Source organism: Bacillus sp. FSL M8-0277 (genome assembly GCF_037975305.1).
Lineage (GTDB): Bacteria > Bacillota > Bacilli > Bacillales > Bacillaceae > Bacillus > Bacillus pumilus.
The window spans coordinates 1,713,243-1,728,917 of sequence record NZ_CP150255.1; the positions used below are offsets into that span (position 1 = coordinate 1,713,243).

At 41.3% G+C, this 15,675-nt stretch carries 16 protein-coding genes; 9 read left to right on the forward strand and 7 right to left on the reverse strand.

The genetic code is table 11. From position 1 onward, the window contains the following. Both mutS and mutL read left to right on the forward strand, forming a co-directional pair. A complete protein-coding gene (gene mutS, locus MKZ05_RS08445; protein ID WP_106032965.1) occupies positions 1 to 2,577 on the forward strand; it encodes a DNA mismatch repair protein MutS in 2,577 nt (858 codons plus the stop codon). A 20-nt stretch (positions 2,578 to 2,597) separates the two neighbouring features. After that, on the forward strand, positions 2,598 to 4,499 hold the full coding sequence (gene mutL / locus MKZ05_RS08450; protein WP_003210950.1) for a DNA mismatch repair endonuclease MutL: 1,902 nt from the start codon (positions 2,598 to 2,600) through the stop codon (positions 4,497 to 4,499). Positions 4,500 to 4,716: 217 nt separating this feature from the next. Here the strand turns inward: mutL and bslA are convergent, their stop codons facing one another. Continuing rightward, positions 4,717 to 5,253: a biofilm surface layer hydrophobin BslA gene (gene bslA / locus MKZ05_RS08455; protein ID WP_050944961.1), complete on the reverse strand. Its 537-nt coding sequence runs from the start codon at positions 5,251 to 5,253 to the stop codon at positions 4,717 to 4,719. A gap of 125 nt (positions 5,254 to 5,378) precedes the next feature. Continuing rightward, on the reverse strand, positions 5,379 to 5,777 hold the full coding sequence (locus MKZ05_RS08460; RefSeq protein ID WP_003211318.1) for a hypothetical protein: 399 nt from the start codon (positions 5,775 to 5,777) through the stop codon (positions 5,379 to 5,381). 567 nt (positions 5,778 to 6,344) lie between these two features. Between MKZ05_RS08460 and MKZ05_RS08465 the strand changes: the two genes are divergently transcribed. From MKZ05_RS08465 to MKZ05_RS08475, 3 genes are all read left to right on the forward strand, one after another. Then, the gene (locus MKZ05_RS08465; RefSeq protein WP_050944959.1) at positions 6,345 to 6,818 is read left to right on the forward strand and encodes a CarD family transcriptional regulator; all 474 of its coding nucleotides are present in this window, start codon (positions 6,345 to 6,347) and stop codon (positions 6,816 to 6,818) included. A gap of 313 nt (positions 6,819 to 7,131) precedes the next feature. Next, entirely contained in the window at positions 7,132 to 7,881 is a 750-nt protein-coding gene (locus MKZ05_RS08470) for a poly-gamma-glutamate hydrolase family protein (RefSeq protein ID WP_253622592.1), read from the forward strand. Between the two features lie 165 nt (positions 7,882 to 8,046). Beyond that, positions 8,047 to 9,195, forward strand: a complete 1,149-nt coding sequence (locus tag MKZ05_RS08475; protein WP_003211287.1) for a Rap family tetratricopeptide repeat protein — start codon at positions 8,047 to 8,049, stop codon at positions 9,193 to 9,195. Positions 9,196 to 9,286: 91 nt separating this feature from the next. Here MKZ05_RS08475 and MKZ05_RS08480 read toward each other — a convergent pair whose 3' ends face one another. Continuing rightward, positions 9,287 to 10,612 carry a S8 family peptidase gene (locus MKZ05_RS08480; protein ID WP_226805216.1) on the reverse strand — a complete coding sequence of 442 codons (1,326 nt, stop codon included), beginning with the start codon at positions 10,610 to 10,612 and terminating at the stop codon, positions 9,287 to 9,289. Positions 10,613 to 11,197: 585 nt separating this feature from the next. Between MKZ05_RS08480 and MKZ05_RS08485 the strand changes: the two genes are divergently transcribed. Both MKZ05_RS08485 and MKZ05_RS08490 read left to right on the forward strand, forming a co-directional pair. Continuing rightward, positions 11,198 to 11,932, forward strand: a complete 735-nt coding sequence (locus tag MKZ05_RS08485) for a poly-gamma-glutamate hydrolase family protein (RefSeq protein WP_003211920.1) — start codon at positions 11,198 to 11,200, stop codon at positions 11,930 to 11,932. Between the two features lie 77 nt (positions 11,933 to 12,009). Further along, complete coding sequence (locus MKZ05_RS08490; RefSeq protein WP_050944954.1) at positions 12,010 to 12,459, forward strand: OsmC family protein; 450 nt, start codon at positions 12,010 to 12,012, stop codon at positions 12,457 to 12,459. Between the two features lie 47 nt (positions 12,460 to 12,506). On the opposite strand, the gene MKZ05_RS08495 is transcribed toward MKZ05_RS08490, so the two are convergent. The 4 genes from MKZ05_RS08495 to MKZ05_RS08510 form a co-directional block, all read right to left on the reverse strand. Further along, positions 12,507 to 12,875: a multidrug efflux SMR transporter gene (locus tag MKZ05_RS08495; RefSeq protein WP_034662159.1), complete on the reverse strand. Its 369-nt coding sequence runs from the start codon at positions 12,873 to 12,875 to the stop codon at positions 12,507 to 12,509. A 15-nt stretch (positions 12,876 to 12,890) separates the two neighbouring features. After that, positions 12,891 to 13,208 carry a multidrug efflux SMR transporter gene (locus tag MKZ05_RS08500; protein WP_003211368.1) on the reverse strand — a complete coding sequence of 106 codons (318 nt, stop codon included), beginning with the start codon at positions 13,206 to 13,208 and terminating at the stop codon, positions 12,891 to 12,893. A gap of 2 nt (positions 13,209 to 13,210) precedes the next feature. Continuing rightward, positions 13,211 to 13,753 (reverse strand): TetR/AcrR family transcriptional regulator, encoded by a 543-nt coding sequence (locus MKZ05_RS08505; protein WP_050944952.1) that lies wholly within the window; start codon positions 13,751 to 13,753, stop codon positions 13,211 to 13,213. 112 nt (positions 13,754 to 13,865) lie between these two features. Continuing rightward, positions 13,866 to 14,132 (reverse strand): hypothetical protein, encoded by a 267-nt coding sequence (locus MKZ05_RS08510; protein WP_050944950.1) that lies wholly within the window; start codon positions 14,130 to 14,132, stop codon positions 13,866 to 13,868. A 104-nt stretch (positions 14,133 to 14,236) separates the two neighbouring features. Between MKZ05_RS08510 and MKZ05_RS08515 the strand changes: the two genes are divergently transcribed. After that, positions 14,237 to 14,638: a YmaF family protein gene (locus tag MKZ05_RS08515; protein WP_050944948.1), complete on the forward strand. Its 402-nt coding sequence runs from the start codon at positions 14,237 to 14,239 to the stop codon at positions 14,636 to 14,638. A 69-nt stretch (positions 14,639 to 14,707) separates the two neighbouring features. Continuing rightward, positions 14,708 to 15,664, forward strand: coding sequence for a tRNA (adenosine(37)-N6)-dimethylallyltransferase MiaA (gene miaA / locus MKZ05_RS08520; protein WP_050944947.1), 957 nt, complete (start codon positions 14,708 to 14,710; stop codon positions 15,662 to 15,664). Positions 15,665 to 15,675: the final 11 nt, after the last annotated feature.

Here is a 15,675-nt window from a genome sequence, read left to right on the forward strand (position 1 = left end):
ATGGCAAGTTATACGCCCATGATACAGCAATATTTAAAAATCAAGGCAGAGTATCAAGATGCCTTTTTATTTTTTCGCTTAGGCGATTTTTATGAAATGTTTTTTGATGACGCAAAAGAAGCGTCACAAGAATTAGAAATCACGCTAACAAGCAGAGATGGCGGGACCATACCAATGTGCGGTGTTCCTTATCATTCTGCTTCTGCATACATAGAACAATTGATTTCAAAAGGCTACAAGGTCGCGATTTGTGAGCAGGTGGAAGATCCTAAAACGGCAAAAGGTGTAGTCAAAAGAGAAGTCGTTCAACTCATTACACCAGGTACGGTGATGGATGGTAAAGGCTTAAGTGAAAATGAAAACAACTTCATTGCCTCTGTGACAAAGTTTGAAAATGGATATGGACTTGCACTTTCCGATTTATCTACTGGTGAAAACATGGCGGCTTTCATTGATCGATTAGATGAAGTCGTGTCTGAAATTTATTCTGTCGGTGCAAAAGAAATTGTGGTGTCAAAGCAGCTGGATGAGGAAACAGTCAAGACCTTAAAGGATCGGTGCCAAGCGACCATTTCATACGAAGATAGTGATGAATTGATCGATGAAGCTGAGCGGCTCGTGTCCCGCCTGAGCGAGCAACTAAGATCGGCCTTTTTGACATTATATGCTTATTTAAGAAGAACGCAAAAAAGAAGTCTCGATCACCTTCAGCAAGTTCAAGTGTTTGAGCTCGAACAAACAATGAAAATTGATCTTTACTCAAAACGAAATCTTGAATTAACAGAGACGATCCGCTCAAAAAGCAAGAAGGGCTCTTTGTTATGGCTGTTAGATGAAACAAAAACAGCGATGGGTGGAAGGCTGCTCAAGCAATGGATCGACCGGCCGTTAATTCGGCTTTCGCACATTAAAGAACGCCAGGAAATGGTGCAAATTCTTATGGACCATCTCTTTGAACGAGAGGATCTGCGTGAACGGTTAAAGCAAGTATATGATCTCGAACGTTTAGCGGGCCGCGTCGCATTTGGCAACGTAAATGCCCGTGATCTCATTCAGTTAAAGGAATCCTTAAAACAAGTACCAGCCATTAAAGAGCTTGTGCACTCACTGCCGGAGGAAATGGCGAAATCAAGAGCGAATGATATTGATCCTTGTGATGATTTACTGGATTTATTAGAAGATGCGCTATATGAAAATCCGCCAATGACGCTAAAAGAAGGCAATTTGATTAAAGACGGCTACAATGCAAAATTAGATGAATACCGTGATGCCAGCCGAAATGGGAAGGACTGGATTGCACGGCTAGAACAGCAAGAAAGAGAATATACAGGTATTCGCTCTTTAAAAGTCGGGTTTAATAAAGTATTTGGTTATTATATCGAAGTGACACGAGCGAATACGCATTTGCTGGAGGAAGGGCGTTATGAAAGAAAACAAACGCTCGCCAATGCAGAGCGGTATATTACACCTGAATTGAAAGAAAAAGAAGCGCTGATTCTTGAGGCAGAATCAAATATTAGCGAACTGGAATATGAACTATTCGCAGCTCTCAGAGAACAAGTGAAAGTCTATATTCCGAGATTACAGCTGCTCGCAAAACAAATGAGTGAGCTGGACGCTCTCCAATGCTTTGCGACTGTCAGTGAAAAACGCCGTTATATCCGTCCAGAATTCTCAGAGGATGAGGTAGATGTCATAGATGGTCGTCACCCAGTCGTTGAAAAAGTGATGGATCACCAGGAGTATGTACCAAATGACTGCCATATGGGAAATGGCCGGCAAACCTTACTCATTACTGGGCCAAATATGTCAGGGAAAAGTACGTATATGAGACAAATGGCGCTTATCTCCATTCTTGCGCAAATTGGCTGCTTTGTGCCGGCATCGAAGGCGACTCTTCCGATCTTTGACCAAATTTTTACACGCATTGGGGCGGCAGATGATTTGATTTCTGGTCAGAGTACTTTTATGGTAGAGATGCTCGAAGCAAAAAATGCGATGGTGCATGCAACGAAAAACAGCTTGATTTTATTTGATGAAATTGGACGCGGGACAAGCACCTATGATGGAATGGCTCTTGCGCAGGCGATCATTGAATTTGTTCACGATCATATTGGTGCCAAAACGCTTTTTTCCACACATTATCACGAGCTGACAGTTCTTGAATCTCAATTAAGCGAGCTGAAAAATGTCCATGTACGTGCTGAAGAGCATGAGGGCACGGTCGTTTTCTTACATCAAATCAAAGAGGGTGCAGCTGATAAAAGCTATGGTATTCATGTAGCGCAGCTTGCTGAATTGCCTGATGCGATCATCGATAGGGCCCAGACCATTTTGACGGAGCTTGAGAGCGGATCACATGAAGTGACCCCGCACGTATCTGCAGCTCCAAAAACAGAAAAGGCAGAGGAAAAGCAGCAGCTTTCTTTCTTTGAAGTAGAAGAAAAACCGCAAACCAAACCAGTTCTAAAACAGAAAGATCAAGCGGTGATCGAGGAATTAAAGTCATTCAATCTAATGGATATGACTCCGCTCGAAGCGATGACTAAGCTATATGAATTGCAAAAGAAATTATAATGTAAGGTGAGGTGAGCAAAATGGCAAAGATTATTCAGTTATCCGATGACCTATCCAATAAAATTGCTGCAGGTGAAGTAGTCGAACGTCCAGCTTCTGTCGTAAAAGAGCTTATGGAAAATGCAATCGATGCAAGTAGTACAGTGATTGAAATCGATGTAGAAGAAGCAGGTCTTTCTTCTATTAGAATGATTGATAATGGTGTTGGAATCGATGCTGAAGATTGTAAGCTCGCCTTTCAGCGCCATGCAACGAGTAAAATCAAAGATGAAAATGACCTGTTCCGTGTCAGAACGCTCGGTTTCAGGGGAGAGGCGCTGCCAAGTATCGCATCTGTCTCTCATCTAGAAATGAAAACAAGTACTGGTGAAGGAGCTGGAACGCACCTGGTGCTGCAAGGCGGAAAGATCATTTCAGAGAAAAAAACCTCTAGTCGCCGCGGTACCGAGATCGTCGTTACCAACTTATTTTACAATACACCGGCCCGCCTAAAATACATGAAAACCGTTCATACGGAGCTTGGCAATATATCAGATGTCGTCAATCGAATTGCGCTGGCTCACCCAGAAGTATCGATTCGCTTGCGTCATCAAGGAAAAGTCCTGCTTCAGACGAATGGAAACGGGGATGTGCGGCATGTGCTTGCGGCCATTTACGGGACAGCTGTTGCGAAAAAAATGGTGCCGCTTCACGTGCAATCACTTGATTTTGAAGTGAAAGGATATATCTCCTTGCCAGAAGTGACAAGGGCATCACGGAATTATATGTCTTCTGTTGTAAACGGCAGATATGTTAAGCATTTTCCGCTCGTGAAAGCGGTCCATGAAGGGTATCACACGCTGCTACCGATTGGCCGCCACCCGATTACATTTATAGAGATGAAGATGGACCCCATTTTAGTGGATGTGAACGTTCATCCTTCGAAGCTTGAAGTGAGACTTAGTAAAGAGCAGGAACTTCATGAGTTAATTAAGCAAGGAATTAAGGACGTATTTCAAAAGCAGCAGCTCATTCCAAGTGCTTCGGTGCCAAAAAAAGCACCAATGCCAGCGATCAAAAATGAGCAGCAATCCTTAACCTTTGATGCGAAAAAAGGAAACACAAGCGAGGCGGAAACGCCGCTATCCTATCAGCCGGAGCCGCTCGAATCGGTCTTATATGAGACAAGCCATACCGAAGCATACGGAATGCCTAATCAAGAGAAGACGGAACCATCATCACCAGTATTTTATGAAGAAGCCTCATCTGAGCGAGTTCAGTTAGAGGAATCCGCCGCTTCACTAGAATATGAAGAGTCAGAACTAAGAGAAGATGCTGCAGAAGCCATTTCAGAAAACGAACGAGTTCCTGTCATGTATCCCATCGGACAAATGCACGGCACATATATTTTGGCTCAAAATGAACGTGGGCTTTATATTATTGATCAGCATGCGGCCCAGGAGCGAATCAAGTATGAGTATTATCGTGAGAAGGTAGGAGAGATCAAACAGGAAGTACAAGAAATGCTCGTCCCATTAACATTCCATTACTCGAAAAACGATATGCTGATTATTGAAGAGCATAAAGAGATACTAACGAAAGTGGGTGTCTTCTTAGAGCCTTTCGGTTCAGGAAGCTACATTGTACGGTCGCATCCGCAGTGGTTTCCAAAAGGAGAAGAGGCTGAACTGATCGAAGAGATTATTGAGCAAGTGCTGGATGAGAAACGTGTAGATATCAAAAAATTAAGAGAAGAAGCGGCAATCATGATGAGCTGCAAAGGCTCTATCAAAGCAAATCGTCATTTGCGAAATGATGAAATCAAAGCCCTATTAGATGAACTCAGGCAGACAAAGGACCCTTTCACTTGTCCGCACGGCCGGCCGATCATCATTCATCACTCGACATATGAAATGGAGAAGATGTTTAAGCGGGTCATGTGATCAAATAAAAAAAGCGCTCTTATTAAGGCACCTCAGCGTGTAGACAAACTATTGCGCGAGCTGGTGCTCACGAATGTCTAATCCGCTAAGCCGCGCCAGAACTCGTCCTTCCTAAGCTACAAAGGTTTCTATCACACTGAAAAGAAGACAAAGGGCTAAAATAAACATCATTTTGCCCTTTGTCATTTGGAGCGCTCTTATTAGAGCGCTTTTTTATTTAGCATCCACACGGATCTGGCGGTGTGACCACAACTGGTCGTGTATTAATATCAATCGTATCTTCTGCATAAAATGTGGAACCGATGCTAATTGCTCGATTTTCTGCGCGGAACGTATATGTACCTGCGGCAGGGAGTACTTTATGTGAAAGCTTTAATGTATATTTGGAAATTCCAAGTAAATCCAATCTAAGCGGAATACGGACGGTTTGTCCGTTGTTCAAAATGTAGCTGTCTTTTAATGCTTTACCGTTCATAATGTCTTTAGTTGTTGCTTGGAAACCCTTTGGCAGTGTGAACTCAACCGCACCAAGACTTAGAATAGAATTTGGGCTGTACGTTAGTTCAATGTCAGAAAAAGACCATTCCTGCTTACTTGTACCTGTAATTTTTGCGTAAAGGGCAGCTGGTTTTGCATTGGTTGATGCTTTGCTTTCCTCTGTTTTGGCTCCTTCAGCAGATGCAGAAAGCGGCACTGACAGCGCCATAACCAATGTGAGCATCCCCATCATGATCATCGTCCATGTTTTTTTCATTTCTTCCTTCCCCCTTGTTGAATATAGGTAAATAATAGATGATTACACCCATTATTTACCTATAATGTTACCATATCCCTACATGGTATTAAATGGTATATTATACCCTTATTTTGTCATTTTGTTTAGTAATAACGGGGAAAATGCGCATTTGGTTGGTTCATTCCGTAACCAAAGCCTGGCATTTGCTGATTCGGCATCATCATATGCATATCTTGATATCCGTATGGATGATATGGCATCATTCCATATCCACCATAGTGGCCATGATGATGGTGATCCTTCATTGGAACATGCGAAAAGGGGTCATGCTGATTTGGAAAAGGCGGATAGGCTGAATGATGATGCGGATAATGTCCGCTGTACTTATCCTTTTTACCGGTATGATAATGGTTTGGCATATTCATATGATCATGCATGTTTGGCGCGACCACATGCTCATGATTGGCTGTATACACATTCTCAAACGTATGGTACGGATTTCCTTCGTGATGATAATTCATTTGGCTATTCATATTGTTCATTTGATATCTCATCCTTTATGTCAGGTTGCCATATCCTATGAGCATGATCCGTTTCATGAGCCTATCCATATGAAAAAAACCGGCTTTTCAGCCGGGAAAACAAAAAGCAGTTGAAAGCGTCAGGTGCTAATATGAGAAGCCATGTCTTCTTCTACGACGCTTCTTACAACTGCTGCAGACACTTTTAGGGTAATAATAGGGATCGTAGCTTCTAGAAGTATCCCAGAAATCGCTCTCAAACCAATCATCTTTTTTATGATGAAACTTTTTTTCTTTACATGGGTCCTCATGGCAATGATCGTCATGCTTTTTATAACAGTTTGAGTGGGAATGTTTGCACTTGCATTTGCACATTGTCATCCCTCCTAAATGTGACTCAATGCTAGTATATGCACGAATAAGACAAGGGGACTGGATGGTGGCGCATCTTCTCTAAAAAAAGGCTTTTTCTCAAAATTCAAATGAAAAGAATTGACTAGTGCTAAAATAACATGATAAAATATAAATTTTTATCCAACGATGAAATGTGTTATAATCAAATTGTGAATACTTTCGGAGGTGGCGGATTTGTTTCAAATAGGTGATAAAATTGTTTATCCTATGCATGGTGCCGGTGTGATTGAAGGAATGGAAGAAAAAGAGATTTTAGGTAAGACGGAGGAATATTTTCTGATTCAAATGCCGAATATGCAGATGATGATCCCAAGAGGCAGAATCAATCAACTAGGTATTCGTCAGGTAGCAGATCAAGCAACGCTGAAAGTTGTGATGAACAATTTTGCAGAAGAAACAAACGACGACACGCTTACTTGGAAGCAAAGATATGATGAAAATATGAAAAAACTAAAAACAGGTGCGATCGAAGACGGTGCAGACGTTGTCAAAGATCTGATGAGACGAAATCAGAAGAAAGCATTAAATTCAAGTGAAAAGAAGATGCTTGAAGATGCTAGAGGCATGTTAGTGAGTGAAATTTCTCTTGCACAAGGGCTTTCACAAGATGAAGTCCTTTCAGCTTTAGAGAATGAACTAAGAATTTAATGATGGATATACAATAATTGGCTGTAAACAGAAGGGCATCCCTTTTGTTTGCGGCTTTTTTGTTTGAAATCAGAAAAACATGTCCATTTTTGTAGGTGATTTTAACTAAAGCTAAAATAAGGTCATACGATGCAGTCTTTTATTCAAGCAGCGAATGATTCAAAGAAGTCAGAAATACCTAGAGCGGCATAAAAAAACAGGAAAGTTCTCCTGATTCATTTAAATGAGCCGGACAACCTTTGAATTCTGTTAGCCATTGATAGTAAAATAATGCGATAAGATGATACCTAAGAGAATGAAAAGGAGCGGTGAAATGAAAAGGCTACTGATATGTGGATTCATCTTTCTGATCCTATGTGCTCTTTTAATGGTGAAATGCAGCCATTCTGTTCAAGAAAAAAAAGAGCAAAAGCAACATCAAGAAGAGGTAGAAAAGTATCAAAAAGAGCGAAAAAAAGGGGATCGATACGACAGTTTTAAACAGCTTATTCGGCATGAAAGAAAAGGGTATGAAATAGAATTTCACGAAAAGGGCGGAAGTGATTTACTCGTCTTTTCTCCTCATGGAGGGGAAATTGAACCAGGAACAAGTGAAATTGTAGAAGCATTTCAACAAAGATACTCGACGTATTTGTTTGAAGGAACGAAACAAGACAACAATCGTGATTTGCATATTACAAGCACCAAGTTTGATGAACCGATATTGGTCCAAATGATTAAAACGTATCCCTTCTCCATTTCCATCCACGGCTATAAAAGTGATAAAAAGCACACGCTAGTTGGCGGGACAAACGAAAAAATGAAAAGAGCAGTTGTACGAGAGTTAAAAGATCGAGGATTTTCTGCAGAAATGGTGCAAGAAGGCGAACGGCTTTCAGGAACAGATCCTAAAAATATTAATAATCGAAATGCAAGTGGTGAAAGCGTTCAGCTAGAAATTAGTACGGCGCAGAGAGAATCTTTTTTCGACCATTTTGATACGAGAAAAGGAAAGAAAAAAGCATTCAGACGTTATATCCGTGCTTTAAAAGAAGTATTAAGAGAATTTGACCCAACTTCGTAGTAAAATCGTTTTGATGGGTAAAAGTACTCCATTTAAACTTGGTAAAAAAGATAGAAATATGCGAAATGAACATAAATCATGCAATAAATTACAATTTGCCTTAAAAACATAAATTATGTAAAATAATAGTTATCAGTTTGATATGATAGAATGGGGCTGAAGTGGATGGCACATAAAATACCATCTTCCGAAGTAGGTGTAAAGATCAATCAATGGTACACGCATATTTGCAAATTTGAAGTCGAACAAGCAAACGATATGAAGCGCCTTGTTGAAGAAGAAATTCATGAGATGGAAGAGGATCAAGATTTGCTTCTATATTATTCTCTAATGGATTTTCGCCATCAACTGATGCTTCAGCATTTAACGCCAGTCCATGCAGGGAGTGAAACACTTCAAGCCGTGTCTTTTCCGAAAGAAATGGAAGATGGAGAAGATGAGATGACAGGCTTACTTGGCTATTACTTTCATTTTTTTCATGGAATGTATGCGTTTATCCAGCGCCGATACATCGAGGCCATTTCCTATTACAAGCATGCGGAACATCAACTGATCTTAGTGACAGATGAGATTGAAAAAGCGGAATTTTACTATAAAATCGCTGAAGTATACTATCATATGAAACAAACTTATTTCTCCATGCATTATGCTAAAAAGGCGAGAGACATTTATAAGAAACATCAGCTTTATGGAAAAAGAAGCATTCAATGTGATTTTGTCATGGCAGGTAATTGTATTGATGTGAGTCAGCACCAAAAAGCGCTTCCTTACTTAGAAAAAGCGTTAAAGGTTTGTGAAGCGATGGAGCGGAAAGAGTGCACATCTTATTTTAAAGCGATGGCTCTTAATAACTTAGGAGCTTGTCATTATAGTATGGGAACGTACCATACAGCGACAGTCTTTTTTGAACAAGCCATTTCCCTTTATCAAAAAGATCAAGCATCCACGATGATCAAATCATTATTTTCACTTGCTCTTACCTGGTTTAAACTCGGAGATATCGAGCGGGCGGGTGAGGCTATACGTAAAGGAATGAACGAGGCTTGTTTATTGGAAGATGAAATTTATCAGTTGAAATTTCAATTTTTACAGGCGCTTTATATAGAAAAAGACAGCTGTGAGCAATTAAGATCGGCACTATTTGGGCTGCGAAGCAAAAAAATGTTTGCTGATTTAGAGGAATTAGCACTTGATGCGGCTAATTATTATAAGGAACGCGACATGTACAAGGAATCCTCCACTTTTTTTGAGATTGTGATCGAAGCGCGTACGCACATTCAAAAAGGAGATGAGATGTATGAGAACGAAGCATAACATGTCAGCTGATCAAGTAGATGAAAGACTTCACACGTAATAACAGACAAAAACAACACCCTTTACGAATCAACGTAAAGGGCTTTTTTATTTATTCTTTGATGGCTTTTTCTGCGTCAATGGCACCTGCCCCGTAAATCATCGGGTCATCCCCAGACCACTTGCTTGTATTTTCTTTTAACAGGGTTTTGACCTCATCGGGCGTTAAATCTGGTGAATGCTCTAATAGAAGAGCACAAATACCAGCGCAAATCGGTGTTGCCATAGATGTGCCAGATAACGTCGTGTAATCATCATCGACTCTGCTTGATTTGTCGAGTTTATCTAGAAAGGATCTTGGTGATCTGAGAGAGACGATGTTTACTCCTGGTGCAAGGATATCAGGCTTTGTCTCACCATAAACAGTAGGACCTCTGCTTGAAAATGGTGCCACGATATCATCGTTTGATTCTGGTGTATTCCGGTCATCAAAAGCGCCAACCGTAATCACTTTTTGACTGACGGCAGGGCTCGCAATCGTTTGACTGTTAGGACCAGAGTTTCCGGCTGCGACGCATACTACAATGCCTTGATCCCAAGCAGCATTGACAGCACGCACCATCGGATCGTCCTGTTCGTCATCATAACGCTGAGCATCTCCGCCTAGTGACATACTCATAATATGAATCGGATCATCAGGGTGATCTTCATTGAACTGGATGCACCATTCAACCCCTTCTATAATAGTAGAAAGCGATCCAGCCCCTTGTTTATTTAACACTTTTACGCCAATTAAATGAGCTTTTGGAGCAGGTCCTTTGTACAAGCCATCTGAGGCCGCTCCGTCTCCAGCTACATCTCCAGCGCAGTGAGTACCATGCCCGTTATCATCATAAGGCTTTGTTTTTTGCTTGACTAAGTCCACAAAATCGCGAATCCTTCCTTCTAAATCTTCATGCGGATAAATTCCTGTATCAATGACAGCGACCGTAATGCCTTCCCCTGTTAAGGCTGTACCGTTGCGGAAGACTTCATCCGCGTGACTGGCTTGTGTGGCCACATCCAGAAGTGCATGAACTTTCCGGTCTAAATAAATTTTACGAATATGCTCACCATTTGCTAACAGCTCCTCTAAAGCGGCCGGTGTTATGTCTGCAGCGCAGCAGTCGATATGTGAAAAGTGCCGTTTGATATTTGTTTTTCTACTTTTTTTCATGAGCTGTTTTGTGCTTTGAATCCCTGCTTCGACCGCGTCTTTCTTAAATTCAATAATTACACGAAGCTTCTTTCTCTTCTTTAATCTTCCTTCAAAGAAACGATGAAGAAAGCATGGCGTCCATTTAAAAGGTTTATAAAGGTGAAGGACGGTCTCTCTTAAAGGCTGATCTAGTTTACTAGCATGTGTCCTGACCATTTGCACCATAGAAAATCCAAACATGTGATGCCCTCCATTCTAGCTATCCATTCTTGTACACTCTTACGTTATGAGAATGAGAGCTGCTTTGTTCGGATTCTTGTCCCTTCTTTTCTTCATATTGGCGGCTTACTCATTTCTGATGAAAAAGAAAAGCGCTTACATTTTGTAAAATAATAGAAAAAGGTGGAAAACATGTAGAATCAGCCGATGATAGGTGGGAGAGTTCTTCTTAGAGAACCGGTGAAACAAACGATTTTGCAGAAAAAAAGGAGGGGTTAGACAGGGTCAATGCTCATACAAATGTGACTTGTCACAGAGGAAAAAAATCAAATCCATATAAAAACAAGCCGAATTAAAGAAAACAGACTGGATAGAACTAGGTCATTTTAAACATAACTTCGTTTGTCTGTCATACTATTCTAACTCTGTTTTCAAAGACGAGAGGCGTTTCTGTGTATATAAATGCAATTATCTTATTTTTGAGGAATCTCATGATCTAGAGTGTTATGATCAAATTTGAAGAGAAAAAGTGGAAAAAATGAAAAGAAATGATGATTCAATATAAATCATAGAAACGGCTTAGAAATGTGTTAAAGGAGAACGGGAATGAAGAAGTTTTTTGCTTTGCTTCTCCTGCTTGCGATCGGATGGGGCGTTTATTATACAATGCAAGCACAGGAACATGATGAGCCATTGTCATCAGGTGGGGAAGACGAAAGCGGTTCAAATGATATTTATCGCAATTTTAAAGAACTGGAAGAAAACGAATCAACAAGCAGCTATCAAATTACAGCCAACCCAGTGCCTGGAAGCCGTCTTCTTGTGATGTCACCCCATGGCGGGAGAATTGAAGGCGGCGTGAGTGAGATCGTCCATTTTTTCGATAATGATTTCTCTACGTATTTGTTTGAAGGTTTAAGAGAGAATGCATCAGAACTTCATGTGACAAGTACAAACTTTGATGAGCCAGTCGGCGTCGCGCAGGCAAAAGCACACGATTATATCTTAGCAGTGCATGGATACAAAGGTGAGGAAGGCATTGACCATACGCTCGTTGGCGGAACAGATTACGACCGTGCAGAAAAAATAGTGAACTCATTAGAGCGGAACGGATTTTCTGCTGAACTGGCTGTCGCACACGCAACCCTGAGCGGAACAAGCAATCATAATATTAATAATCTTACTAAAACAGGGCAAAGTGTACAGTTAGAGATTAGTAGAAGTCAGCGTGAAGCTTTATTTGACAGTTTTGACTTTCGGCGGCGGTCGAGTACAAAAAACGAGACGTTCTACCGGTATGTCAGGGCGATTCGGACAGTGCTGGATGAGGAATATACATAAAGATGGTGCACATGTTAAGACAAGCAGCGTGAATTCTTGTTACACTATAAAAAGTGATAACAAAAGGAGAGACGAATATGGCGCGTCATCATTTTCATCTTCAGGCGAGCTGGCCTGGCCTGCGTAACGATGTGGGTACAATCTCATGCGAACAGTTAAAAACGAAGATTTCAATTCCAAAAGAAATGGACGGTCCCGGCATCGGAACAAATCCAGATGAGATGCTCTTAGGTGCAGCGGCTACGTGTTATATTATTACACTTGCCGCTATGATGGAGCGGAGCCAATTAGAAAAAGAGGATCTCACAATGAGTTCTGAGGCTGTCGTAGATGTGACAAATGGTGTGTTTACATATGAAAAAATCATTCACCGGCCTGTCATCATCCTCAAAGCCTCTGCTTCTCCGCAAGATATTGAGCTGGCCCGCAAGCTCGCGCACAAAGCCGAAAGCTCATGTATGATCTCAAGAGCTGTTCAAGGAAATGTGGACATTTCCTTAGAAGAAACCATTCAAGTCGGCGGGTAAAAACAAAAAGTCATTTTCTCTTAATGAAATGGAGAAAATGACTTTTTTTATGACGTCCATTCGGTTTGATCGATTTGTTCTTTGTTTTCTTCCTTTTGTTTTTTTGACAGGTTCAAGACAATCACGCCGCATATCACTAGTGCAAGACCGATGAAGCCTTTTATGTGAATGGTTTCGTTAAACAGCACGAGTCCGATAAGAGCAGTGAGTGCTGTTCCAACGCCAGACCATGTTGCATAAGCAGACGAAAGGTCAATCGTTTTAAGTGCCAGACTGAGGAAGGTAAAGGCACACCCAAATCCGATCAGGACCCCAATACTCGGCAGCAGTTGCGAAAAACCTTGGGAAAGCTTCAGCATCGTACTGCCAAAAACCTCTGTCAAAATAGCCCCTGTTAAATAGAGCATTCCTTTCATGATCTCTCACATCCTTTATGACATATTTAAAAGTACGACTCCTGAGACAAGCATCGCCATCCCAATGATTGCTCTTTGGTTCAAGGTTTCTTTGAAAAAAAGCACGCCAAAAATAGCCGTGAGGACTGTACCAACCCCAGACCATGTTGCGTAAGACATGCTAAGCGGAATGATATTCAGTGTCAATGACAGCATATAAAAGGCAAGTGTATACCCAGCAACAACGACAGCGCTAGGCTTAAAGCGAGTAAAGCCATTTGAGAATTTTAACATCACGGCGCCAATGGCTTCTGAAAAAATAGCCACAGCTAGAAAAAGATATCCGAGGATCATGATTATCCCTCCTCTAATAGGTGTAAAATCCGATGAAGTAAAAGGGTTTTTTCCTCTCGGTTCAGCGGTTCAAGCTGAAACATTTCTGAAAACCATATTCCATCACATGAAAGGCGGATCAGCTGGCTCAATGCAGGGTCATTGATTTCCTCAGCTGCTTTCGCTTTGAACTCTGCATAAAAATCACGCCAAGGGTTCAATAACGCTTCATCAAATGACATGGTGGCCAGCATACTTGTACATAACTGGGTCGTGTTTTGCATATCAAGATCATTTAATGTCGCCAAAATATATGCACGTACATAAGGAGCCTTTTCGTTTTTGTATGTTTCCTGATACGACTCAAGCTGCTGACGAAAGCAGACAATCGCGTGCTCATTCATTTTTTGGATGAGCTCTTCCTTGCTTGAAAAATGATAAAGCAGGCCGGCCTTGGTCATATGTGCATGCTCTGCTACATGTTGAAGGGTAAGCTGACTTAATCCTTCTTTTAAAATCGTACGAGCAGCTGCCTCAAAAATTTGCTCTTTTTTGGTTTTAGACATAAAAAAAACACCTACTTTACTGAACGGTCGGTAAAGTAAATGTTAACCCATGAAAAACTAGTGTGTCAATCGATTCATTTTATGAAAGGTTGTTTTCACTTAAAAGACATGTTTAATAATAAGGGTATGGTCCATATGGCGGGTACGGAGGCGGATAAGGGTACCCATAGCCATAGCCTGGAGCAAGCAGGGACCCAGCAAGTAGTCCTCCGGTAAAACCACCTAAAAATGGAGCTCCAAAAAATCCAGGTCTCCCAAAACCAAATCCAGGTCTTCCAAAACCAAATCCTGGGCCTCCAAAACCAAACCCAGGGCGTCCAAATCCAAAAGGTCTTCTCATGTCTTCTTGAATAAACGGTGGTGATTCAAAATAATTCATAAAAAAAGGCTCCTCTCACATAAAATCACTGTAACTGACATCAGTGTATTCAAATGGCCTACATGTGTTTGGGTGACCGCCTAATATAAGGAGGAATGTCAAAAATGGGCCTGTATCCATCTGATTGGGCAAATTGTCCGCCGCATGCTCATGCCTATAAAGCACGAACGGATATAACAGAAGAGCATTATCATTTAATTGAAGGGATCTCTCAGCCTGTAAATGGAAGCAGTACTGACAAGCATACGCATTACTATCGCGGGGTCACCTCTTTTGAAAGAGGCCATTTTCACAGATACTATGGCATCACAGGACCTGCTATCCCAAGAGCCGATGGCACACATTATCACGAAATCCAGGAGGTCACGTATTCTGCTTATACAGATCCTGTCCCCATCCGATACGGAGGTGTCGTCTATAGTCCAGATCAAGAGAGGCCAACGCATACCCATCGTTTTAAAGGAAAAACATATGAAGTGGTCGGAAATGAACCACTCGGCTGGTGATAGGCATTATATAGGAGAGAAAGAGAAGTTATGCTATACTGTAGGCAGTTTGTAAAAGAGAGTGATGTTATGAAAAAAACGAAACAACCAGTGATTGTATTAGTAGGACCGACGGCTGTCGGCAAAACAAAACTGAGCATACATATAGCCAAAGCATTTAATGGAGAAATTATCAGTGGTGATTCTATGCAGATTTATAAAGGAATGGACATTGGAACAGCTAAAATCACCCCTGAAGAAATGGATGGTGTCCCGCACCACTTAATTGATATTAAAGAGCCGGACGAATCCTTTTCTACAGCTGAATTTCAGCAGCTGGTCCGTATGAAAATCAAAGAGATTGCCGCTAGAGGGAAAACACCCATGATTGTCGGCGGAACAGGTTTGTATATCCAATCTGTTTTATATGATTACACATTTACCGATGAGAAAAGTGACCCTGCTTTTAGAGAAGAAATGGCGCTGTTTGAACAGCAGCATGGCTCCCTTCAGCTACACGAAAAGCTAAAGGCAGTAGACCCTGATGCTGCAAAAGCCATTCATCCGAATAATGTCCGCCGCGTGATCCGGGCGCTGGAAGTGATCCATACAACAGGTCAGAAAATGTCGGAGATGCAAAATGGTCATCAAGAAGTTCCTCTTTATGATACAGCCTTCATTGGGCTGAAAATGGATCGAGAGCTTTTGTACGAGCGCATTCACCAAAGAATTGATATGATGATAGATGAAGGCTTAATTGAGGAAGTGAGCGCACTTTATCAATCTGGCTTGAAGGATTGTCAATCGGTTCAAGCGATTGGTTATAAAGAGCTGTATACGTATTTTCAAGGTGACTGCTCACTTGATGAAGCTATCCAGCAATTAAAGCAAAATTCCCGTAGATATGCGAAGCGTCAGTTCACGTGGTTCCGTAATAAAATGGATGTCACTTGGTTCGACATGACACCGCCTTGCCACTTTTCAGACAAAAAAGAGGAAATTTTCGCATATATAGCAGGAAAGCTTGGACTTAAAGCGAAACTGTAGTTATCAGAATC

What these genes read in the sequence shown, in the direction of transcription:
- mutS (WP_106032965.1), top strand. Translation starts at nt 1, where the DNA reads ATGGCAAGTTATACGCCCATGATACAGCAATATTTAAAAATCAAGGCA.
- mutL (WP_003210950.1), top strand. Translation starts at nt 2,598, where the DNA reads ATGGCAAAGATTATTCAGTTATCCGATGACCTATCCAATAAAATTGCT.
- bslA (WP_050944961.1), bottom strand. Translation starts at nt 5,253, where the DNA reads ATGAAAAAAACATGGACGATGATCATGATGGGGATGCTCACATTGGTT.
- MKZ05_RS08460 (WP_003211318.1), bottom strand. Translation starts at nt 5,777, where the DNA reads ATGAACAATATGAATAGCCAAATGAATTATCATCACGAAGGAAATCCG.
- MKZ05_RS08470 (WP_253622592.1), top strand. Translation starts at nt 7,132, where the DNA reads ATGAAAAGGCTACTGATATGTGGATTCATCTTTCTGATCCTATGTGCT.
- MKZ05_RS08475 (WP_003211287.1), top strand. Translation starts at nt 8,047, where the DNA reads ATGGCACATAAAATACCATCTTCCGAAGTAGGTGTAAAGATCAATCAA.
- MKZ05_RS08480 (WP_226805216.1), bottom strand. Translation starts at nt 10,612, where the DNA reads ATGTTTGGATTTTCTATGGTGCAAATGGTCAGGACACATGCTAGTAAA.
- MKZ05_RS08485 (WP_003211920.1), top strand. Translation starts at nt 11,198, where the DNA reads ATGAAGAAGTTTTTTGCTTTGCTTCTCCTGCTTGCGATCGGATGGGGC.
- MKZ05_RS08490 (WP_050944954.1), top strand. Translation starts at nt 12,010, where the DNA reads ATGGCGCGTCATCATTTTCATCTTCAGGCGAGCTGGCCTGGCCTGCGT.
- MKZ05_RS08495 (WP_034662159.1), bottom strand. Translation starts at nt 12,875, where the DNA reads ATGAAAGGAATGCTCTATTTAACAGGGGCTATTTTGACAGAGGTTTTT.
- MKZ05_RS08500 (WP_003211368.1), bottom strand. Translation starts at nt 13,208, where the DNA reads ATGATCCTCGGATATCTTTTTCTAGCTGTGGCTATTTTTTCAGAAGCC.
- MKZ05_RS08505 (WP_050944952.1), bottom strand. Translation starts at nt 13,753, where the DNA reads ATGTCTAAAACCAAAAAAGAGCAAATTTTTGAGGCAGCTGCTCGTACG.
- MKZ05_RS08510 (WP_050944950.1), bottom strand. Translation starts at nt 14,132, where the DNA reads ATGAATTATTTTGAATCACCACCGTTTATTCAAGAAGACATGAGAAGA.
- MKZ05_RS08515 (WP_050944948.1), top strand. Translation starts at nt 14,237, where the DNA reads ATGGGCCTGTATCCATCTGATTGGGCAAATTGTCCGCCGCATGCTCAT.
- miaA (WP_050944947.1), top strand. Translation starts at nt 14,708, where the DNA reads ATGAAAAAAACGAAACAACCAGTGATTGTATTAGTAGGACCGACGGCT.